This window comes from Desulfosporosinus sp. (assembly GCF_014237355.1).
GTDB lineage: Bacteria > Bacillota > Desulfitobacteriia > Desulfitobacteriales > Desulfitobacteriaceae > Desulfosporosinus.
Map to the genome: position 1 here is coordinate 171819 of NZ_JABZFS010000076.1, position 20271 is coordinate 192089.

Sequence of the window (20271 nt, forward strand, 5' to 3'; positions counted from 1 at the left end):
GGGACGTTGAAATCGATCGAATGGCTTGGAAATGCCTTGCGAATATTAGATCAGAGTAAGCTTCCAGTCGAAATTGTCTATCGGGACGCGGTGTCCTATGAGGGTGTAGCAGAAGCTATTGAAAACATGGAAGTACGGGGTGCACCGGCAATTGGAGCAGCTGTAGCTTATGGATTTGTACTGGGAGCGTTAGAGTACCAAGGGGAAAGAGACGGCTTACCTAGTTTTATGGAACGGGTACAAGCCAGACTGGCGGAAACTCGCCCAACGGCAGTTAACTTGTTTTGGGCATTAAGACGTATGGAAGACCGATTACGTGAATGTTGGGATATGGATGACATAGAGGATGTGCGTCATGTTCTGATTGAGGAAGCGGGCCGTATTGCCGAAGATGATCGTCGCATGAATCGACTTATTGGGGAATATGGAAATGAGATTGTCCCGGATAAAGCGAATATTTTAACCCATTGTAACGCAGGTGCCTTAGCTACAGTGGAGTATGGCACCGCCCTAGGGGTTATTCGCTCCGCTCATGAATCTGGTAAAATGATTCATGTTTATGCCGATGAAACCCGGCCGTTATTACAGGGGGCACGACTAACCGCGTTGGAACTTCTACGAGATAAGATTCCCGTGACACTCATAGCAGACAGCATGGCAGGTTACTTAATGCAACAGGGGAAGGTTGACCTTGTGATTGTCGGAGCGGATCGAATTGCAGCTAACGGTGATACCGCAAACAAAATCGGAACTTACTCCGTTGCAGTCTTAGCCCAGGCTCACGGCATTCCCTTTTATGTGGCGGCACCAACCTCGACGATTGATTTGAAAGTTGCCAATGGCCAGGAAATTCCTATTGAAGAACGACCTGCCAAGGAAGTAAGAGAGTGCTTTGGGGTATCAGTTGCCCCTAATGAAGTGAAAATTTTTAATCCGGCTTTTGATGTTACCCCAGCGAAATATATTACCGGAATTATCACCGAAAAGGGGATTGTGACCGCGCCGTATTCGGTCAATCTTCTTAAATTGATGGTTCGATCTTAGCTTAGGGAAAATTCCCTATGTTCATGAATTCTCATGAATTAATCTCTACGAAGGCAATAAGGAGACGTAAGAATGTCCAAGATATTAATTCGTGCCATGGTTTTGCCTATGACTGGACCGGATGCTTTTTTTCCGCGAGGGGAAATTGGTATTGAGGATCAGCGAATCGTTTTTGTTGGAGAGTCAGGCTCTGCTCCGGCAGGATTTGTACCTGATCGTATTCTAGAATTACCTAATGACGTAGTGATGCCTGGTCTGATCAACACTCACACCCATGCAGCCATGACATTACTTAGGGGGTATGCGGATGATCTGCCGCTAATGCCCTGGCTCAAAGAGAAAGTATGGCCTTTCGAAGATAGACTGACGGATGAGGATATCTATTGGGGAACGTCCTTGGCCCTTTGCGAAATGGTTCGCTCTGGAACGACCACGATGCTTGACATGTATGCTTCGATGGATCAAGTTGCAGAGGCGGTACTAGCAGCTGGAACCCGTGCTGTACTTTCTCGAGGGTTAATTGGAAATGGACCCAATGGGGAGCGTGCGTTGCAGGAAAATATTGAATTAGTGCGCCGATATCACGGAGCTGGTGATGGGAGGGTGAGCATCATGTTTGGTCCTCACGCCCCTTACACCTGCTCGGCAGACTATCTTCAAAAGGTTAAGGTTGAGGCGGATCGTCTGAACGTAGGGATTCACATTCATGTGGCAGAGACCCAAGATGAGATTAATATACTCAGAGACCAGCATGGAAAAACCCCTGTCCAGTGGCTGAATGAGCTTGGCCTTTTCGGTGGGCATGTTGTGGCAGCACACTGCGTTCACTTGACACCCCAGGACATAGAGATATTAGTACAGCACCAGGTTTATATTGCTCATAATGCGGAAAGCAACATGAAGCTGAGCAGTGGAACAGCTCCAATCACGGATTTGCGGGCAAGAGGGGCTGTTGTAGGCCTCGGAACTGACGGTGCTTCAAGCAATAACAATCTTGATCTCTTTGGAGAGATGCGCTCGGCTGCTTTCCAACAAAAGCTTCGGGTCGATTCAACCGCACTTCCGGCCTACCAAGTATTGGAGATGGCGACAATTGGAGGGGCCCAAACTCTTGGTCTGGAAAATGTCGGTATGCTAGCTCCTGGCTATAAAGCTGACTTGATCACTATTGATATGGATCAACCACATTTCTATCCTCGTTTTTCCATCCCAGCCCATTTGGTCTATGCTGCCCATGCCGGGGATGTCCGGACGATGATGGTGGATGGTAAATTTATTATGGAAGAACGAGAACTACTGACAATGGATGTGGGTAGAATCTGCCAAGAAGCGGAAATAAGGGCAAAGCGAATCTCTAAGGAATTAAATGGTTAAGCGCGGGGATTGCTTGAGTCGACATTAGTGACATAATTTAGTAAATGTGTGCATTATGGGGGCAATTTGTGAATGCGAAATCTTGTAGGGGCAATTCATGAATTGCCCCTACTTGACAAACCATAAGATTTAGTCTAATATTCCGATGTAAAGTAAAAACGCTTTACAGGGGGTTGCCATGGAGAAACTTGCCAAAAGGGCTCTTTTAGTCGACTTTTATGGCCCGCTTCTCACGGAAAAGCAACGAAACGTTTGGGATCTTCATTATCAACAAGATCTGTCTTTGACCGAAATTGCTGAAGTGGAGCATATCAGCCGTCAGGCTATTCATGATTTGCTCAAACGAACAGAAAGAATCCTAACGGAGTATGAGGATAAGTTAGGACTTGTTCAGAGGTTTTGGATAGAACGTGAGAAGCTGATGGAAGTACAGACTTTGTTACAAGAATTAACTGAGGATGATTTTTCTAGTCCAACTGCATGTGAGCGGCATCGGAAGATACGCGCCATGATCGAAGATATTTTCGTCAATATCCAAGGTGTGTAGACTATTTTTAGTAGATACAGTAGGGGAAATTAATGAATTCCCCCTACGCAGAAGTGGATCAAATCGAAAGCGAGGATAGGCATGTTTCAAGGACTTAGCGAGAAACTCCAAGAAACATTTAAACGGCTAAAAGGAAAGGGTAAGTTAAAGGAAGCAGATGTCAACGAGGCTATGCGTGAAGTTCGCGTTGCATTGTTGGAGGCAGATGTTAACTTTAAAGTTGTCAAAGACTTTGTGGCCAAGGTTAAGGAACGTTCCATCGGACAGGAAGTCCTTGAATCCCTTTCACCGGCACAGCATGTTATTAAGATTGTGCATGAGGAAATGATCGAACTAATGGGCGGTGCTACAGGCAAAATTCTCATTGCTTCAAAGCCTCCAACGATCATTTTGTTAATAGGTCTTCAAGGTGCAGGAAAAACAACCCATGCAGCTAAATTGGCCAATATGTTAAAGAAGCAAGGTAAGCATCCTTTGCTTGTGGCCTGCGACATTTACCGTCCGGCTGCGATTAAACAACTGCAAGTTTTGGGTGAACAACTAAACGTTCCGGTCTTTTCTATGGGACAAGAAGCTCCGAGGGATATTGCTAAAGCAAGTATTGCCCATGCAAATCAGAACGGGCAAGATGTTGTCATTATCGATACCGCGGGACGTTTGCATATTAACGAAGAACTGATGGGTGAACTTCGAGATATTAAAGGTGCTGTGAAACCTCATGAGATTTTATTAGTCGTAGACGCAATGACTGGTCAGGATGCGGTTAATGTTGCCGAGTCGTTTCATAGTGAATTAGGGCTTGATGGAGTCATTCTCACAAAGCTTGATGGGGACACACGTGGGGGCGGAGCCCTTTCTATTAAAGCCGTGACTGGGTGTACGATAAAGTTTGTAGGGCTGGGGGAAAAAATGGATGCCCTCGAACCTTTCCATCCAGACCGTATGGCTTCGAGAATTTTGGGAATGGGCGATGTGCTTACTCTCATCGAAAAAGCCCAAGAGTCTTTTGATGAAAAAAAAGCCAAAGAAATGGAGCAAAAACTGCGCAAGCAGGAATTTACCCTTGATGATTTTCTAGATCAGATGGAGCAAATGAAAAAGATGGGTCCCCTATCCTCAATCTTAGAGATGATCCCAGGGGTCGGAAAACAATTAAAAGATGTAAAGATTGATGAAAAGGATACTGCCCATGTTGAGGCAATTATTCGGTCAATGACGACTGAAGAGCGTCGGAAACCGATTATTATAAAAGACTCACGTAAAAAGAGAATTGCCAAAGGAAGTGGCACCTCTGTACAAGATGTTGGACGCTTATTAAAGCAGTTTGAACAGATGCAAAAAATGATGAAGCAATTTTCCAGTCCCGGAGGTATGGGAATGCTCGGAGGCGGAAAAAAAGGTAAAAAGGGCAAGAAGCCCAAATTCCCAGGATTTATGTAATACATGATGGACCACGCTATAATATAGCGTTGTTTATATAAAAGACTTACTTTATTTTGAGTTGATACTCTGTTTTAAAGTTTAGTTGAAATTAACTTGGGGCAAAATGTACGAAGTGAGATATAGAATGCACGACATTCGAACCTCGAACTTCGAACTTCAAACCTCGAATCGGGGGAGGTGAAAACATGGCTGCGAAAATTCGTTTATGCCGCATGGGTGCGAAAAAGAATCCTTTCTACCGTATGGTGGTTGCTGATGCTAGAGCTCCCCGTGATGGTCGATTCATTGAACAACTTGGATATTATGATCCGACTAAAAGCCCAGTCGTTTTGAACATTGATGAGGAAAAGGCTTTAAAATGGCTATCTACCGGAGCTCAGCCTTCAAATACTGCTAAGTCTTTGTTGAGCCAAGCTGGTATCATGACCAAATTCCACGAGTCCAAGAACTAAGTGCAGAGTTTGGGGGGTGGTTCCTGTGAAGGGACTTGTAGAAATCCTCGCGAAAGCGTTAGTGGATAAATCAGACCAAGTTCTCGTTGTCCAGACTGAGACTGAAAAAAGCGTGCATTTGCAGCTAAAAGTCGCACCTGAAGACATGGGGAAAGTTATTGGGAAACAAGGCAAAATTGCAAACGCTATTCGTACGCTGGTTAAAGCGGCTGCCGTCAAAGATGGGCGCCGAGTTCATATGGACATTGATCAATAACGTTGAGAAGGGCTAATCGCCCTTCTCAACGTTTAAAACTATCTATCGTTGTTTAGCTGCAGCTCAACAAGTTCACTTGGGAAGGGGCAAAGATTATGGATGAAGTGCTGATTGGAGAAGTGTTGCGTCCGCAGGGAATTAATGGTGAACTAAAAATCTATCCTTTGACGAATAACCCTGAGCGCTTTCTGAAACTCAAGGAGGTTGTCCTGCGATGTGGGGAGACCGATCAACGCTTTAAGATTATCAACGCCCGCTTACAAATGGAGTTTGTTTTACTCAAAGTCGAAGGTATAGATTCTGTCGAACAGGCAGAGAAATACCGAGGGTGTGAAGTTCGCATAGATCGTGCAGAAGTACCTCCTCTATCAGAAGGCTGGTACTATTTCGAACTCGAAGGTATGCAGGTCTATGAAGGGGAACTCTTATTAGGAACTATATCGCAAGTTTTAGAAACTGGAGCAAATGATGTCTATGTGGTTAAAGGGCCCAAAGGTGAACTATGCATACCGGCTCTTAAAAGTGTTGTTCAACACGTAGATGTTCCTGGCCGACGCATGGAGGTAATACTTCCTCCAGGCCTACTCGATATTCAATGATCGATAAACGTTATTCAATATCAATGTTCGAACCACGAATATCGGACCACAAATATCGATTTTGGGGGTTAGACTAAGATGATGAAAATCACAGTTTTAACCTTATTTCCTGAGATGTTTGTTCCTTTACAGGAAAGCATTATAAAACGCGCCCAAGAAGCTGGGCTAATGGAGATTCGCTTAGTTAATTTCCGAGATTACGCAACCAGTAAACATAAAAATGTAGATGATGTTCCTTATGGCGGCGGTGCAGGCATGCTCTTAAAGCCAGAACCGATTTTTGCTGCTATAAGGGATTTACCTCAGATTGGTGCTAAACGCAGGCTCATTCTCATGTCTCCCCAGGGCCAAGTCTTTCACCAAGAGAAAGCTAAGCAATGGTCTGCCCAAGAGGAGCTTGTCTTTATATGTGGACATTATGAGGGATTTGATGAGCGGATCAGGGAGTTAGCAGATGAAGAAGTCTCCTTGGGAGACTATGTTTTAACTGGTGGAGAGTTGCCTGCAATGGTAATGATCGATGCTGTAGCTAGGCTCATACCCGGAGTTCTGGGAGAAGAAGCTTCCGCAGAGGATGATTCTCATAGTTTGGGGCTCTTGGAATATCCTCAATATACCCGTCCGGCTGATTTTGAAGGACAGAAAGTACCAGATGTCCTGTTATCCGGGCATCATGCTCAAATAAAGCGCTGGCGGAGAAAAGAGTCTCTACGACGTACCTTTTTAAGACGTCCGGATCTGATCCATGGGGTTACTTTTGGAGCGGAGGATTATCCTCTCTTAGAAGAACTAATCCTTGAACACAAAGAGATCGCCCAATGGCGAGGGAAATGGGAGCATCTTTGCCCACCCCCTAAGCGACGGCGACGTTCTTCCCAAAGTCATACATAAGCAGAGGCAATTCATTTAATTATCCCCAAAGCGGTTTTAAAACCACTGTCGCTTTTAGAAAAAGCAAGTTTGCTATCGGGTAAATATAATCAGAGCAGATCTCTGATTTCAGTAATTGTTGGAGGAATCTCATGGCTGCAGATATCTACTTAGCTTTAATCCATTCCCCTGTGTACAACAAGAATATGGAGACCGTCGCGACTTCAATCACTAACTTAGATTTACATGACATTGCCAGATGCTCAACCACCTATGGCGTAAAACGATATTACGTCGTTCATCCGGCGGAAGCACAGCGTCAGTTAGCCAAACGTATTATGGGTTTTTGGCAAGAAGGGTATGGAGCAGAGTATAATCCGGACCGCCAGGAAGCCTTCGGACGTGTAAAAATTGCGGAAAATTTAGCAGAAGTCTATGCTGAGATTGAAGCTGAACACGGGGTTGCCCCAATTAAAGTGGCGACAGATGCTCGTAAGTATGCTAATACAGTCACCTATGCAAAACTTCGTGATGATATAGAAACTATAGAAACACCAATTCTTTTATTATTTGGTACGGGATGGGGATTGCTCAAAGAAGACGTCGAGACGATGGATCGAATTCTTGAACCAATCTATGGACCGACGGAGTACAACCACTTATCCGTACGTTCAGCAGTTTCAATCATCTTAGACCGCCTACGCGGGCACTGAAGGGACGGGGGGACAGGTTCTTTGTCCCACCGTCCCAGCGGATTAAGTTCGAAATGTGTTGCATAACTAATTGGATTGTGATAATATAATTAGGTCTGATGATAGATGGTCCGCTCACTGAAAGTCAGTGTATGAACATCTAGGCAAGGAAGGGGGGATTTTTAATGGATTATATTCGCATGATTGAAGAAGAACAAATGAAAAAGGATCTTCCTAACTTCCGCCCAGGTGACACAGTTCGTGTACATGTGCGCATTGTTGAGGGAACCCGTGAACGTATCCAGGTTTTTGAAGGGCTTGTCATCGCAATGAAAGGTGGCGGCATTCGAGAGACCTTTACTGTTCGTCGTGTCTTCGCTGGAGTCGGGGTAGAACGAACCTTTCCTTTACATTCACCTCGCTTGGAAAAAATCGAGGTGGCTCGTCGAGGTATTGTTCGCCGGGCTAAGCTTTACTATTTACGTGGACTTTCAGGTAAGGCGGCACGGATTCGCGACCGTCGTATCGGCTAGGGAGAAAAATGAGCTGGAGAAATCTGGCTCTTTTTTTTTACTGTTTAGAAGTACAACCAGCTATAGGAATTTGCTTTCTATATTGAGTTATAATATGCATTGATGATTTTTATGATTTACAGGTGTATGCTCCGACGAATCTTGTTCATACTAAAAGAGTAGTACAAGAGGGGAGCGTAAGAATGGAAAATAAGAAATCAAAAATGCGATGGATTTTAGGTATTATAGGTTTAGTCCTATTGACTGGTGGAATATTACGTTGGGGAGTGTTGCAACCCTATCTAATTCCATCTCCTTCAATGGAGCCGGGTATGGCTCCAGGTGATCACATTCTGGTTAATCGTATTTCCTATCGCCTCTGGGCACCAACCCGTGGAGACGTAGTTGTGTTTGCTTTTCCAAAGGACCTTAAGCGAACGTTTGTTAAACGAGTTATTGCTGTAGAAGATGAAAGCGTCGAACTGCGGGACAATAAGGTGTTTGTCAATGGAAAGGCCATTGATGAGCCTTACGTTAAACCAGGTGATTATCCCCCCTATGGTCCAGAAGTTGTACCTGAGGGAAAGGTCTTTGTATTAGGTGATAACCGTCGTGAGAGCGAAGATTCAAGGGAATGGGGGCTTCTTCCTAAAGAGTATCTTTTAGGAAAAGCGTGGTTGGTATATTATCCTTTTTCGCGTTTCAGGCTGATTCCTTGAGTCAGCAAAAGGTAAGGAGTTTCTAGAGGAATGAAGAGAGGGTATTCATGAGTATTCAATGGTTCCCAGGACATATGGCTAAAACGAGACGTCTTTTATTAGAACAACTAAAATGGGTGGATGTTGTTTTAGAACTTGCCGACGCACGGATACCAGCCAGCAGTCGTAATCCAATGCTACATAAGTTGCTGGGCAATAAAGCGCGGCTCTTGATCCTGAATAAAGCTGATTTGGCAGATGTAAATTGGACATCAAGATGGCTTAGATACTTAAAAGTATCAAGCCCAGTTTTTGCAGTAAGTGCCACCACCGGGGTTGGTATTAAGCAGATCGTACCGGAACTTGAACGTATGGTTCTTGCTAAACAAGCTAAACAAGCAGAAAAAGGCATACGTCCACAAATGATTCGAGTTATGATTGTCGGAATACCTAATATCGGGAAATCGTCCCTAATTAATCAGTTAACCGGCGGCGCTCAGGCTAAAGTGGGAAACAAACCGGGCGTGACTCGCGGAAATCAATGGGTACGGATTCATGACCGAGTGGAATTGTTAGATACACCGGGAATGTTATGGCCTAAATTTGAGGATCTTGATGTTGGGCGAAAGTTAGCGGCCCTAGGGGCTGTTAAAGATGATGTGTTTGATATCGAGGAATTATCGACTTGGATCATAGATTGGCTGAATTTGTACTCCCCAAATTCCCTGTCCCGCTACCAGATTGCAGATTCAGAAGTTACCCTAGAGAGTCTAGGCCGTAAACGTGGATGCTTAATTCATGGTGGGCGTGTGGATACCTTAAAAGCTGCTCAGATTTTTCTCAGGGATTTGAGGATGGGACAACTCGGACCAATTACCATGGATCATATAAATGACACTACTTTCTAAAGATTCAGATGATTTCGTGTATATTGAACGCTGATAGCTAAATAAAGGGAATTGTCTCTGTATGTCGAACTGAATTTTTAGGGAGAAAAGAGGAGAAAAAGTGTGGAGCCACCGTTATCCCAAATGAGTATTCGGGAAGTTCAGGAAGCACTATATAAAAACCCTTCCTCTCGCATGATAAATGCATGTCAGAACGACCCGCGTCAAGGAGTTCAGAGACTAGCTGTTAAACTAGTCAAGGATCAGGAAGCACAAGTTTTGGAACAAGCTCGCATTCAACAACTGCTTGTTGAAGAAAACAAGCTTTGGAAGCAAGGTTTTTTGCTCTTGGCAGGAGTTGATGAGGCGGGCCGAGGGCCTCTTGCTGGACCAGTTGTCGCTGGGGCTTGCATTTTACCGGCAAACTTTAATTTGCCCGGTCTCAATGATTCTAAAATGCTGACTGAAAGCAAACGAGAAAAATTGTTCACTCAGATTCGTAGTCAGGCCATTGATTTCGCAATAGGAAGTGCTGAGCCGGCAGAGATCGATGCCTTAAACATTTTACAAGCGACTAAGTTAGCCATGAAGCGTGCAATAGAAGGATGTACGGTTCGTCCACATTACTTATTGATTGATGCCTTAAATCTCCCGAATGTTCATCTTCCCCAGCTCCCCTTAGTAGGGGGGGACCGTTTAAGTGCCTCGATTGCAGCAGCTTCAATCTTGGCAAAGGTAACACGCGACCGATTGATGGTTCAATTGCATACCCTGTACCCTGAGTATGGGTTTTCTAAGAACAAAGGGTATGGTACAAGTGAACACCTGCAAGCTTTAAAACAGTTTGGACCGTGTCCACTTCATCGTCGAAGTTTTGCACCGGTGAATCAAAGAACGTCAATAGGTTAGGAAGGAGGAGATAGACAGAATACTAAATCATTTGACCCATAAACAAAGATGTGGCACAATGGGCTTAGTTAATTGATTGTGGGTATTTAATTTTTCTATGAAGGGAGGTTAAGCGATGCCTGATAATAATTTTGCCGATATAGGAGTATTCCTAGTTGGTGCCATGGCTGTAGCTATCATTATGATGATTATGCCTAAGATTTTTGCACCTCATAAGCCGCATAAAGAAAAACTAACGACCTATGAGTGCGGCAACGAGACAATCGGGCGGACATGGCTCGGATTTAAGAGCAATTATTTTCTGTACGCTTTAGTTTTCACTGTTTTTACCGTTGAATCAGTGTTCTTATTTCCCTGGGCTCTAACATTCCAAAAACTGGGGACATTTGCCTTCGTTGAAATGTTCATCTTTATTGTTATTCTCTTAGTCGGTTTCTGGTATGCTTGGAAGGAAGGTGCACTAGAGTGGATGTAGCATCCGAAAAAATGCTTCGTGAAGAAGAAGCGTTAGCGGAAAAAAATGTATTCGTAACTACAGTTGACAAAGCATTGAACTGGGCGCGGGGGCATTCCTTCTGGCCAGTTACATTTGGTTTGGCTTGCTGTGCAATCGAAATGATGGCGGCAGGCGGACCACGTTATGATTTATCGCGCTTTGGCTGGGAGGTTTTCCGTGCCTCTCCTCGACAAGCAGATGTCATGATTGTAGCCGGAACCTGCACTCGAAAAATGGCTCCACTGCTGCGTCGTATCTATGACCAGATGCCTGAGCCGAAATGGGTTATTGCCATGGGAAGCTGCGCAAGTGCAGGGGGTCCTTTTGTCGATTCCTATGCTATGATGTCAGGTGTAGATAAGATTGTACCAGTCGACGTTTATGTCCCAGGTTGCCCTCCGAGGCCAGAATCCTTAATTTATGGGCTTTTGCAACTTCAATTTAAAGTTTCAAATCCCGCTAAGGTGAGGTTAATGAGACATGGAAAATAATGTATTAAACCGATATGTTGAAGAGCTTGCAACTCGAGTTAACGGGGAAGTCGAAGAGAGTTTTGGAGTTCTGATTTTGAAAGTTAAAGCCGCCTCTGTAACAGAAACCTTAAAAGAGGCAAAAAACTTTCCTGATATACCATGTGATTTTCTACACGATTTATGTGGAGTGGATACGACAGAGCATTTTGAGGTCGTTTATCAATTGTCAAGCCTACACGGACCGCAGCGTTTACGTGTTAAGGCGATGGTCGACCGCGAAAATCCTGTCATTGACTCCGTAACGCCTATCTGGGAGGGTGCAAACTTTTTAGAGCGTGAGGCCTATGATATGTTCGGAATTATTTTTAAGGGGCATCCAAATCTCAAACGTATTTACCTCTGGGATGATTTTGAAGGTTATCCAATGCGCAAGGACTACGTGACTGAGCCCATAGAGGTTCGCGATGTCGTGCGCAAGCGAATAGAAGGGGAATAGGGGGGAAAGCCATGACAGTTGAAAAAACGGAAGAACTTATCATGAACATGGGCCCCCAACACCCGAGTATGCACGGTTTGTTTCGGATGGTGGTCCATGTAGAGGGTGAAACGATTACCAAGATTATACCTAAAATGGGTTATCTTCATCGAGGAATGGAAAAGCTTGCTGAAAGCCGAACTTATTCGCAGTTTATTCCTTATACAGATCGACTGGATTATCTTGCTTCTCCGCATAATAACTGGGGGTATGTACAAACTGTAGAAAAACTGATGGGGGTTGAGGTTCCCGAACGTGCGGAATATCTGCGGGTTATTTTTGGAGAACTTGCTCGTATTGCCAGTCATCAGGTTTTCATTGCCAGTACGGCACTTGATTTAGCGGGATGGACGCTATGGTCTTATGCATTCCGGGATCGGGAACGTATCTTAGACATGTACGAGATGACTGCAGGTAATCGAATGACTGTCAATATTATGAGAATTGGTGGAATGCTTGCAGAGCCACCGGAAGAATTTTGGACTGCCTTAAAATCTTTCCTCGATGATACGCCAGAGATGCTCGAAGAGTATTATGGTATGTTTTTCGGAAATGAGATCGCGCAAGGACGGTTGAAGAACGTTGGTATCTTAACGAAGGAACTTGCTGAAAATCTCTCCATTACTGGTCCGGTATTAAGGGCATCGGGTGTGGATTATGACGTTCGTAAAGCAGAACCCTACAGCATCTACGATCGATTTGACTTTAAAGTCCCGGTACTAACTGGGTGCGACAGCTATGATCGTACCATTATCCGGATGGACGAAATTGTTGAAAGCATTAAGATTATTAAGCAAGCTATTCGTGATATCCCGGGAGGCCCGATTATGGCCAAGGTGCCAAAGGTTATCAAACCACCGGTCGGTGAAGTCTATCACCGTGTTGAGAACCCTAAGGGTGAATTAGGCTTCTATATCAAGAGTGATGGAACGACCAAACCATCCCGGGTTCGTATCCGACCAGCTACATTTATCAACATTCAAATGCTCCCAATTGTAGCTAAAGGATTGAAAATTCAAGATATTGTGGCAATCTTTGCAACATTGGATGCTGTATTGGGTGAAGTCGATAAGTAGTAAATTGCAATGAGGGGAGAATAAGATGGAGACTCTCTATAATCTGTTTGAGACCCTAAATAATCTATTTTTGATTATTGCGGCTTTCATCCGTGGATTGTTTGCGGATCCCCAATCAGTTTGGGCTAATTTAACCATGGATGTTATTGGGTTTATCATCGTGGTTGTTATAATCGTCTTAGCTGCTTTAATTTTAATTTTGCTTGAACGTAAAGTAGCAGGATGGACCTCGCAAAGACCAGGGCCTAATCGACTCGGTCCACGCGGATGGTTTCAGACAATTGCCGATGCATTAAAACTGATTGGAAAAGAAGATGTTACTCCCGCAGGCGCGGACAAGTTGATTTTTAAAATTGCGCCAATGATGATCTTCTGCATTCCAATGATGACCTTAGCCGTTATACCGTTTGGAAAGGGCCTGGCACCTGCAAACCTAGATTTGGGTATTTTTTACTTTGTAGCCATGTCTTCCATTTCAACAGTAGCTTTTTTAATGGCAGGATGGGGATCCAACAATAAATACTCGTTACTTGGAGGCATGCGGGCGGTTGCCCAAATGGTAAGCTATGAAATTCCCTTGCTCTTTTCTTTGCTTGGCGTAGTTATGATCACTCAATCCTTTAATCTTGGTGTCATTGTTGAAGCCCAAGCAACGATTCCTTTTATTGTCCTTCAACCTCTTGCTTTTGTAATCTTCGTTATTGCAGGTATGGCAGAACTAAATCGTGCACCCTTTGACCTTGTTGAAGCGGATCAGGAAGTTGTTGCCGGACCATTTACAGAGTATACAGGACTTCGTTGGGGTTTGTTTTTCCTTGGTGAATACGGAAACATGACTGCTTTATCAGCACTTGGCGCGACGGTGTTTCTAGGTGGATGGCAGGGGCCGGCCTTCTTGCCAGGGTACGTTTGGTTCTTCATGAAAGTTGGAGTTTTCGTCTTCTTTATGATGTGGGCTCGCTGGACTTTCCCTAGAATTCGTATTGACCACCTTATGCACTTAGCGTGGAAAGTCTTGTTACCGCTTGCGATTTTGAACATTTTGTTAACGGGTCTGGGAATCTATATTTACGGATTCGTGATGGGAGGGTGACATAGTGTTTGGTAAAGGTCTACTACAAGGTTTAGGCATCACGCTCAAACGCATGGTCGGTCCCAATATCACTGAGTTTTACCCCGAGGTAAAACCAACCCTTCCGACCAAGGTGCGTAGTTCCATGGGGCTGCAACCGGACAAATGCATCTCTTGTAACATGTGTGTGATGGCCTGTCCAAACTCGGTTATTAAACTAACCAGTGAAAAAAACGAAAGCAATAAAAAAGTCCTTACAAGCTATCATATGAATGTTGGGCGTTGTCTGTTCTGTGGCATGTGCACAGAAGTGTGTCCGACTAAAGCTTTGACAGTTACTCAGGAATTTGAGAACTCTATCTTTGAACGGTCCGATTTAAACTGGGATATGCTAGAGCGGGCTAAGCAGAAAGGGCAGGTGAAGTAAGCGTGAGCACTATCGTTTTCTTTATATTTGCGATATTGGCGATTGCTGCTGCATGGGGTGTTGTTACATCTAAGAACATCGTGCATAGCGCTTTCTACCTGGCACTTTCCTTTGCTGGGGTCGCGGTACTCTACATTCTGATGAATGCTGATTTTTTGGCTGCTGTACAACTGTTGATTTATACAGGTGCTGTTGCAGTCATGGTCGTTTTTGCAGTTATGTTAACCTTGCGCGGTGACGTTCGCGAAAGCAATCCGGAAAACCGCAGTTGGTTTGTAGGTGCCCTTGTAGCTGTGTCAGTATTTGCCATGATTGCTCTTGTCGTTCTCACAAATGCAGACTGGCGAGTCTTAGCTACACCGTGGACAGGCGGAGGGTCGGCAGAAGACATGTCCTTACTCTTACTCTCCCAATTTATGATTCCATTTGAAGCTGCAGCTGTCTTGCTTACCGTGGCCCTAATCGGAGCAGTGATCTTGGCGAAGGGAGTGAAAGAAAGCAAATGATGAATTTGAGTAATTTAAGTGTTGGGCTTTCTACGTATCTCTTAGTTGGAGCAATGCTCTTTTGTTTGGGTCTATACGGAGTATTGGCCAAGAGAAATATTATTGCCTTACTCATGTCCATTGAGTTAATGCTTAATGCAGTCAATATAAATTTTGTGGCGTTCAATCGCTTCCTTTGGAACCAAAAGATTGATGTTCACTACTTGCTCACCGGGCATGTGGCAGCAATATTCGTGATTGTCGTCGCAGCTGCTGAAGTAGCCGTTGGATTGGCTTTGATTATTACCATTTATCGTAATCGTCGGTCAACTAACGTGGACGAATTAAATTGGTTGAAGTGGTAAGAGAGACTATGGAGAAGGTAGGTGTTCAAGGAAATGCATGATCTCTTTCAGTGGGCATGGTTAATTCCTGCTTTGCCCTTCTTGTCGTTTCTAATCATCGCCTTTATCACGAAACGATCCAAAAGACTGTCTTCCACAGTGTCGATTCTCGCTATTCTTACCTCGTTGAGCTTAGCTATTGCTATAGGACTGGGCGTTATTCAAGCGGGTAAAGAAATTGTGGAACATCCAGCGATCGTAAATGTGAATTGGCTTAATATTGTGGGGTTACAGATCGACTTTGGAACCATTGTCGATCCGCTAAGTGCCATGATGTTGTTTGTTGTTACCCTAGTAGCCTCAATGGTGCAAATTTACTCCTTAGGATATATGCACGGAGACGAGGGTTTTTCCCGTTACTATGCATACCAGTCTTTGTTTGCATCCTCTATGTTGGGTATGGTTCTGGCAACAAACCTATTACAACTCTTTATTTTCTGGGAATTAGTAGGATTATGCTCCTACTTGTTAATTGGATTCTGGTTCTTCAAAGTGTCTGCTCGCGAAGCTGCGAAGAAGGCATTTATGACAACTCGTGTCGGAGACTTTGGATTACTTCTTGGAATGCTTTTCCTCTATACCAAGTTTGGAACCCTTGATTTTGCAGCCCTTTCTGCAGCGTTAAACACAAATTTCCAAGATGTCTTGGTTATTGGAACCGCAGGATATGTAACGGTCATGGCTTTCCTCGTTTTCTTAGGACCCATCGGGAAATCCGGACAGTTTCCCCTTCACGTTTGGCTTCCAGACGCCATGGAAGGTCCTACCCCTGTTAGTGCTCTGATCCATGCCGCAACGATGGTTGTAGCTGGGGTTTATTTAGTGGCTCGGATGTACTTTCTGTTTGATTTTGCCTCACCTGCGGCCTTACAGTTTATTGCCGGATTGGGTGCTTTCACAGCTATCTTTGCGGCTTCGATTGCGATTGCCCAAGATGACATTAAACGAATCCTAGCCTACTCCACCTTAAGCCAACTGGGCTACATGATGTTTGCCCTTGGAGTGGGGTCCTACTCGGGATCTATGTTCCACCTAATGACTCACGCCTTCTTCAAAGCGTTGATGTTCTTAGGTGCTGGTTCCGTGATTTATGCTCTGCATCATAAACAAGACATCTGGGATATGGGTGGCCTTTGGAAAAAGATGCCCATCACCGGCACGACCTTTTTCATTGGTGTATTAGCTATTTCTGGAATGCCGCCCTTTGCAGGCTTCTGGTCAAAAGACGAAATCTTAGCCAATGCATTGCATAATGGGCATCCAATTATCTATGGAGTGGGTCTGTTTACGGCCTTCTTAACCGCTTTCTATATGTCTAGATTGTTCTTCGTCGTTTTCATGGGACCCGAAAAACCTGAAAATCATCCCCATGAATCTCCGTGGAGTATGACGATTCCACTTATGATCCTCGCTTTCTTCAGTGTCTTTGGCGGATTTGTGGCTTTGCCCGAGCATAATTTTGCTTGGTATATTCATTATGGCGAATTCCATCATGAAGCAATAGCCTGGGGCTTAGCCGGAATTTCAGTTCTTGCAGGACTCTTAGGTATTGGCTTGGCCTACATCACCTATGTCAAAAAACTAATCTCTGCAGAGAGTGTTGCTGGCCAGTTCTCTGGAGTGTACAAGTTACTGAAAAACAAATACTATGTCGATGAGCTCTACCTCTGGATTATTAAAAACATCATGGATGGGATGGCAAAAGTTCTCTACTGGTTTGACATCTATATTGTTGACGGCATAGTCAATGGACTTGCTTTAGTCACCCGGGGTAGTGGTAAAGTTCTTCGTCGGACAAATACAGGACAACTACAAACGTACGCTATGGTGTTCTTTTTCGCAGTAGTTGTCATATTTATGGCCTTCGCCATTGGAGAAAGTCAGCTGGCGGCTATTAACCCCTTAGCGACGCTAGGAGGTGCGAAATAATGTCTGCACTACCAACAGTGGAATCAATGTCAATGCTTCTGCCCTTCACCATACTAGCACCCTTAGTGGCAATGCTCTTGATCGTTTTCTTGCCCAAGGAAGAGACCAAGACAATAAAAATAGTGTCAGCGATGGGTATGCTGGTGTCTTTGGTGCTCTCGCTATACGCCTTCTTAACCTATCAATGGGCCGAGGGCGGAATGCAGTTTACCCTCACAATCCCTTGGGTTCCTGATCTCGGAGTCAATCTAGCCTTGGGAGTTGACGGGTTAAGCTTACCAATGCTTCTTCTAACCAACCTCATAGGTTTCGCTTCCATCTATGCTTCCTGGAATATTGATAAGCGTGTCAAAGAATTCTTTATTCTGTTGCTAATTCTTATTGCAGGAGTTATGGGAACATTTATCGCTCGCGACCTGTTCATCTTCTTCCTCTTCTATGAAATCGTGGTTATTCCTATCTATATCATGGTTGTCATCTGGGGAAGTACAAAACGAGTTACCAAGGAATACGCGGCCATGAAGTTGACCATTTACCTGTTGATTGGATCAGCCTTCCTCCTCGTGGGAATGGTGGCTCTATACCTGGCAGCAGGTGCCAATGGTAACCCAACCTTTATGTTTGATCAATTGGCTGCAAGACAAGACCTTTACAGTCCTGCTTTCCAAAAGGTTGCCTTTGCCTTAATGATCATTGGTTTCGGATCTCTAATTTCCATGTTTCCTTTCCACTCCTGGTCTCCAGACGGTTATGCTGGTGCGCCTACAGCGGTAAGTATGATTCACGCTGGAGTCTTAAAGAAAATCGGGGGCTATGGATTAATTCGCTTAGGAATCTTTGTACTACCGGTTGGAGCAAAATTTTGGGCTCCATACATCGCCACCCTGGCTGTTGTCAGCGTGCTCTATGCAGCCTTCATCGCTTTGGCACAAAAGGACCTTAAATATGTGGTTGGATATTCATCCGTCAGCCATATGGGGTATGTTATCATTGCCATTGCAGCCTTGAATCCGACGGCTGTCACTGGTGCAGTGGGGATGATGTTTGCCCATGGGGTCATGGCGGCACTGTTCTTCTCTATGATTGGTTTTATCTATGAGAAGAGTCATACTCGTAATATTGCCGATCTGGGCGGATTAGCTCATCAAATGCCACGTTTGGCGATTGGTTTTGTCATTGCAGGTATGGCTTCACTGGGATTACCGGGGACTGTAAACTTTATAACAGAGTTTACAATCTTCATGGGTGTTATTAACGTTTTCCCCGTACATGCCGTTCTAGGTATTGCAGGGATTATCTTTACTGCAGTCTATATCTTACGGACGATTGCCAATGTTTTATTCGGACCGCGCCGTTCCGAATGGGATCATCTAACGGATATTCGTGGACCTGAATTAGTTCCCCTCGTATTATTTGGGTTCGTGATCTTTTTTGCAGGAATATTCCCGAACGTTTTACTAGGTATGATTGATACCGGAGTTACCTCCTCAGGCCTTGCCAAGGTACTTGAGACGGTGAGTCAGGCGAAGATGGGAGGGTTGTTCTAATGGTAGAGTTCAATTTCGCAACAGTGCTTACGCCTGAAATTGCTATAGCCGTGCTGTCCTTGATTCTGTTGGCCATTGGACTACTAATTCCGGCTGGCGCTCGCAAAGGCATGATGCCGCTCACAGTTTTCTCATTATTAGGGGTTCTTGGTTATACCTTGTATGACTTTTTCTACGGTCAAGAAGCAGCCTTTTTAGGTGGAATGTATATGCACGATCAGTTTGCAGTCTACTTTAAGGTTCTCTTCTTAGCAGCGGCACTTCTCGTAGTACTCTCTTCAGGGGGGTACGTGCAGAAATTGCCGAAACATCGTGGAGAATTCTACGCCTTGCTCTTAGCTGCAACATTGGGAATGATGCTCATGGCTGGAGCAGGGGAATTGATTACCATCTATGTCGGCCTTGAGTTAATGACGATTTCCTTCTATATTCTTGTTGCTTATTTGGCAGATGACGCCCGTTCCTCAGAGGCTGGAATCAAGTACCTTGTTCTGGGTGCCACATCTTCAGCCATCTTACTCTACGGTATCAGCCTAATATACGGCTTGACAGGTTCGACTCAGCTCGTAGAAGTTGCTGGCAGGCTCGGTGGAGAGCTTACCCCGGCCTCGTTACTGGCGACGGTTTTCCTCCTGGCTGGATTGGGCTTTAAGATTTCCCTAGTGCCCTTCCATCTTTGGGGTCCGGATATTTACGAAGGTGCACCGACGCCGGTTACTGCCTTCTTGGCTATCGCCTCGAAAGCTGCTGCCTTTGCAGTACTGATTCGTGTTTATCTCTTAACCATGAACAGTCAAGCGTTTTCTGCAACAGGACAAACACTCTTATTAGTTTTAGCAGCAATTACTATGATTGTGGGTAACCTAATCGCAATTCCTCAAACCAACCTAAAACGATTGTTAGCGTATTCAAGTATTGCCCAAGCGGGTTATTTGATGGTTGGTATAATTGCTGAATCCACAGCAGGCATCAAAGGGGTTCTTTTCTATGCGATGATCTACGTTTTCGCAAATATGGGAGCTTTTGCAGTAGCTACTCTTATAGATGAGAAGCAAGGAAGTAGTGAAATCAAGGACCTTGCTGGTTTATGGCGCCGCTCTCCCTTGGCAACGGTTGTCATGACAGCCTCGCTCCTCTCCCTAGCTGGAATTCCGCCCCTTGCCGGATTCGTAGGGAAGTTCTATCTCTTCTCTGCAGCCATGGATCAAGGGTATGTCGCAATTGCCTATATCGGGTTCGTGATGAGTATGATTTCTGTGTATTATTATCTTTCAGTGGTCAAGGTAATGTTCCTTGCTGAGGGCGAGGGCTTACCAGATGTTCCAGTCCATGGAGCAATTAAGTTTACGATGGTTTTCACCATGTTAATTACCATTGCCATCGGTCTTTACCCAACTCCTCTTGCGCAGATGGCGATTGCCGCAGCGCAGAGCTTATTCTAAGGGACCATGGATTGTCAGCTTGTTTTTGAATATGATTTTAGACTATGTCCAAAAAGAGATTCTCAGTTATTTACTGGGAATCTCTTTTGCAACACTATAGAC

The 20271-nt window shown here is 44.6% G+C and carries 24 protein-coding genes; all 24 read left to right on the top strand.

Features of this window, described 5'->3' with window-relative positions; translation table 11 throughout:
* Positions 1–6: 6 nt before the first annotated feature.
* The gene (gene mtnA, locus HGJ98_RS17570; protein WP_291352987.1) at positions 7–1044 is read left to right on the top strand and encodes an S-methyl-5-thioribose-1-phosphate isomerase; all 1038 of its coding nucleotides are present in this window, start codon (positions 7–9) and stop codon (positions 1042–1044) included.
* Positions 1045–1116: 72 nt separating this feature from the next.
* Positions 1117–2418, top strand: coding sequence for an amidohydrolase (locus HGJ98_RS17575; RefSeq protein ID WP_291352988.1), 1302 nt, complete (start codon positions 1117–1119; stop codon positions 2416–2418).
* Positions 2419–2596: 178 nt separating this feature from the next.
* Entirely contained in the window at positions 2597–2965 is a 369-nt protein-coding gene (locus HGJ98_RS17580) for a putative DNA-binding protein (RefSeq protein ID WP_291352989.1), read from the top strand.
* A gap of 81 nt (positions 2966–3046) precedes the next feature.
* The gene (ffh, locus tag HGJ98_RS17585) at positions 3047–4405 is read left to right on the top strand and encodes a signal recognition particle protein (protein ID WP_291352990.1); all 1359 of its coding nucleotides are present in this window, start codon (positions 3047–3049) and stop codon (positions 4403–4405) included.
* A gap of 188 nt (positions 4406–4593) precedes the next feature.
* Positions 4594–4860, top strand: coding sequence for a 30S ribosomal protein S16 (gene rpsP, locus HGJ98_RS17590; protein WP_291352991.1), 267 nt, complete (start codon positions 4594–4596; stop codon positions 4858–4860).
* Positions 4861–4885: 25 nt separating this feature from the next.
* A complete protein-coding gene (locus HGJ98_RS17595) occupies positions 4886–5116 on the top strand; it encodes a KH domain-containing protein (RefSeq protein WP_291352992.1) in 231 nt (76 codons plus the stop codon).
* A 95-nt stretch (positions 5117–5211) separates the two neighbouring features.
* Positions 5212–5715: a ribosome maturation factor RimM gene (rimM, locus tag HGJ98_RS17600; RefSeq protein ID WP_291352993.1), complete on the top strand. Its 504-nt coding sequence runs from the start codon at positions 5212–5214 to the stop codon at positions 5713–5715.
* A 78-nt stretch (positions 5716–5793) separates the two neighbouring features.
* On the top strand, positions 5794–6606 hold the full coding sequence (gene trmD / locus HGJ98_RS17605; protein WP_291352994.1) for a tRNA (guanosine(37)-N1)-methyltransferase TrmD: 813 nt from the start codon (positions 5794–5796) through the stop codon (positions 6604–6606).
* Between the two features lie 131 nt (positions 6607–6737).
* Positions 6738–7298, top strand: a complete 561-nt coding sequence (locus tag HGJ98_RS17610) for an RNA methyltransferase (protein ID WP_291352995.1) — start codon at positions 6738–6740, stop codon at positions 7296–7298.
* 164 nt (positions 7299–7462) lie between these two features.
* Positions 7463–7810, top strand: a complete 348-nt coding sequence (gene rplS, locus HGJ98_RS17615) for a 50S ribosomal protein L19 (protein ID WP_007786333.1) — start codon at positions 7463–7465, stop codon at positions 7808–7810.
* Positions 7811–7992: 182 nt separating this feature from the next.
* A complete protein-coding gene (gene lepB, locus HGJ98_RS17620; RefSeq protein ID WP_291352996.1) occupies positions 7993–8508 on the top strand; it encodes a signal peptidase I in 516 nt (171 codons plus the stop codon).
* A 47-nt stretch (positions 8509–8555) separates the two neighbouring features.
* Entirely contained in the window at positions 8556–9395 is an 840-nt protein-coding gene (gene ylqF / locus HGJ98_RS17625) for a ribosome biogenesis GTPase YlqF (protein ID WP_291352997.1), read from the top strand.
* 123 nt (positions 9396–9518) lie between these two features.
* A complete protein-coding gene (locus HGJ98_RS17630; protein ID WP_291353134.1) occupies positions 9519–10283 on the top strand; it encodes a ribonuclease HII in 765 nt (254 codons plus the stop codon).
* Positions 10284–10398: 115 nt separating this feature from the next.
* Positions 10399–10758, top strand: a complete 360-nt coding sequence (locus HGJ98_RS17635) for an NADH-quinone oxidoreductase subunit A (protein ID WP_291352998.1) — start codon at positions 10399–10401, stop codon at positions 10756–10758.
* Positions 10749–11270, top strand: coding sequence for an NADH-quinone oxidoreductase subunit B (locus HGJ98_RS17640; RefSeq protein WP_291352999.1), 522 nt, complete (start codon positions 10749–10751; stop codon positions 11268–11270). Before HGJ98_RS17635 ends, HGJ98_RS17640 begins: the two co-directional genes overlap by 10 nt.
* Complete coding sequence (locus tag HGJ98_RS17645) at positions 11260–11748, top strand: NADH-quinone oxidoreductase subunit C (protein ID WP_291353000.1); 489 nt, start codon at positions 11260–11262, stop codon at positions 11746–11748. Before HGJ98_RS17640 ends, HGJ98_RS17645 begins: the two co-directional genes overlap by 11 nt.
* An 11-nt stretch (positions 11749–11759) precedes the next feature.
* Positions 11760–12863, top strand: coding sequence for an NADH-quinone oxidoreductase subunit D (locus tag HGJ98_RS17650; RefSeq protein ID WP_291353001.1), 1104 nt, complete (start codon positions 11760–11762; stop codon positions 12861–12863).
* Positions 12864–12888: 25 nt separating this feature from the next.
* Positions 12889–13956: an NADH-quinone oxidoreductase subunit NuoH gene (nuoH, locus tag HGJ98_RS17655; RefSeq protein ID WP_291353002.1), complete on the top strand. Its 1068-nt coding sequence runs from the start codon at positions 12889–12891 to the stop codon at positions 13954–13956.
* Positions 13957–13960: 4 nt separating this feature from the next.
* A complete protein-coding gene (locus HGJ98_RS17660; protein WP_291353003.1) occupies positions 13961–14362 on the top strand; it encodes an NADH-quinone oxidoreductase subunit I in 402 nt (133 codons plus the stop codon).
* Between the two features lie 2 nt (positions 14363–14364).
* Positions 14365–14868, top strand: coding sequence for an NADH-quinone oxidoreductase subunit J (locus HGJ98_RS17665; RefSeq protein WP_291353004.1), 504 nt, complete (start codon positions 14365–14367; stop codon positions 14866–14868).
* Positions 14868–15212 carry an NADH-quinone oxidoreductase subunit NuoK gene (gene nuoK, locus HGJ98_RS17670; RefSeq protein WP_291353005.1) on the top strand — a complete coding sequence of 115 codons (345 nt, stop codon included), beginning with the start codon at positions 14868–14870 and terminating at the stop codon, positions 15210–15212. Before HGJ98_RS17665 ends, nuoK begins: the two co-directional genes overlap by 1 nt.
* Before the next feature lie 21 nt (positions 15213–15233).
* Positions 15234–17180, top strand: a complete 1947-nt coding sequence (nuoL, locus tag HGJ98_RS17675; RefSeq protein WP_291353006.1) for an NADH-quinone oxidoreductase subunit L — start codon at positions 15234–15236, stop codon at positions 17178–17180.
* Entirely contained in the window at positions 17180–18727 is a 1548-nt protein-coding gene (locus tag HGJ98_RS17680) for a NuoM family protein (RefSeq protein ID WP_291353007.1), read from the top strand. Before nuoL ends, HGJ98_RS17680 begins: the two co-directional genes overlap by 1 nt.
* The gene (locus tag HGJ98_RS17685; RefSeq protein WP_291353008.1) at positions 18727–20169 is read left to right on the top strand and encodes an NADH-quinone oxidoreductase subunit N; all 1443 of its coding nucleotides are present in this window, start codon (positions 18727–18729) and stop codon (positions 20167–20169) included. Before HGJ98_RS17680 ends, HGJ98_RS17685 begins: the two co-directional genes overlap by 1 nt.
* The last annotated feature ends 102 nt before the right edge of the window (positions 20170–20271 follow it).

What these genes read in the sequence shown, in the direction of transcription:
- HGJ98_RS17575 (WP_291352988.1), top strand. Translation starts at nt 1,117, where the DNA reads ATGTCCAAGATATTAATTCGTGCCATGGTTTTGCCTATGACTGGACCG.
- HGJ98_RS17580 (WP_291352989.1), top strand. Translation starts at nt 2,597, where the DNA reads ATGGAGAAACTTGCCAAAAGGGCTCTTTTAGTCGACTTTTATGGCCCG.
- ffh (WP_291352990.1), top strand. Translation starts at nt 3,047, where the DNA reads ATGTTTCAAGGACTTAGCGAGAAACTCCAAGAAACATTTAAACGGCTA.
- rpsP (WP_291352991.1), top strand. Translation starts at nt 4,594, where the DNA reads ATGGCTGCGAAAATTCGTTTATGCCGCATGGGTGCGAAAAAGAATCCT.
- rimM (WP_291352993.1), top strand. Translation starts at nt 5,212, where the DNA reads ATGGATGAAGTGCTGATTGGAGAAGTGTTGCGTCCGCAGGGAATTAAT.
- trmD (WP_291352994.1), top strand. Translation starts at nt 5,794, where the DNA reads ATGATGAAAATCACAGTTTTAACCTTATTTCCTGAGATGTTTGTTCCT.
- HGJ98_RS17610 (WP_291352995.1), top strand. Translation starts at nt 6,738, where the DNA reads ATGGCTGCAGATATCTACTTAGCTTTAATCCATTCCCCTGTGTACAAC.
- rplS (WP_007786333.1), top strand. Translation starts at nt 7,463, where the DNA reads ATGGATTATATTCGCATGATTGAAGAAGAACAAATGAAAAAGGATCTT.
- lepB (WP_291352996.1), top strand. Translation starts at nt 7,993, where the DNA reads ATGGAAAATAAGAAATCAAAAATGCGATGGATTTTAGGTATTATAGGT.
- ylqF (WP_291352997.1), top strand. Translation starts at nt 8,556, where the DNA reads ATGAGTATTCAATGGTTCCCAGGACATATGGCTAAAACGAGACGTCTT.
- HGJ98_RS17630 (WP_291353134.1), top strand. Translation starts at nt 9,519, where the DNA reads ATGAGTATTCGGGAAGTTCAGGAAGCACTATATAAAAACCCTTCCTCT.
- HGJ98_RS17635 (WP_291352998.1), top strand. Translation starts at nt 10,399, where the DNA reads ATGCCTGATAATAATTTTGCCGATATAGGAGTATTCCTAGTTGGTGCC.
- HGJ98_RS17645 (WP_291353000.1), top strand. Translation starts at nt 11,260, where the DNA reads ATGGAAAATAATGTATTAAACCGATATGTTGAAGAGCTTGCAACTCGA.
- HGJ98_RS17650 (WP_291353001.1), top strand. Translation starts at nt 11,760, where the DNA reads ATGACAGTTGAAAAAACGGAAGAACTTATCATGAACATGGGCCCCCAA.
- nuoH (WP_291353002.1), top strand. Translation starts at nt 12,889, where the DNA reads ATGGAGACTCTCTATAATCTGTTTGAGACCCTAAATAATCTATTTTTG.
- nuoK (WP_291353005.1), top strand. Translation starts at nt 14,868, where the DNA reads ATGAATTTGAGTAATTTAAGTGTTGGGCTTTCTACGTATCTCTTAGTT.
- HGJ98_RS17680 (WP_291353007.1), top strand. Translation starts at nt 17,180, where the DNA reads ATGTCTGCACTACCAACAGTGGAATCAATGTCAATGCTTCTGCCCTTC.
- HGJ98_RS17685 (WP_291353008.1), top strand. Translation starts at nt 18,727, where the DNA reads ATGGTAGAGTTCAATTTCGCAACAGTGCTTACGCCTGAAATTGCTATA.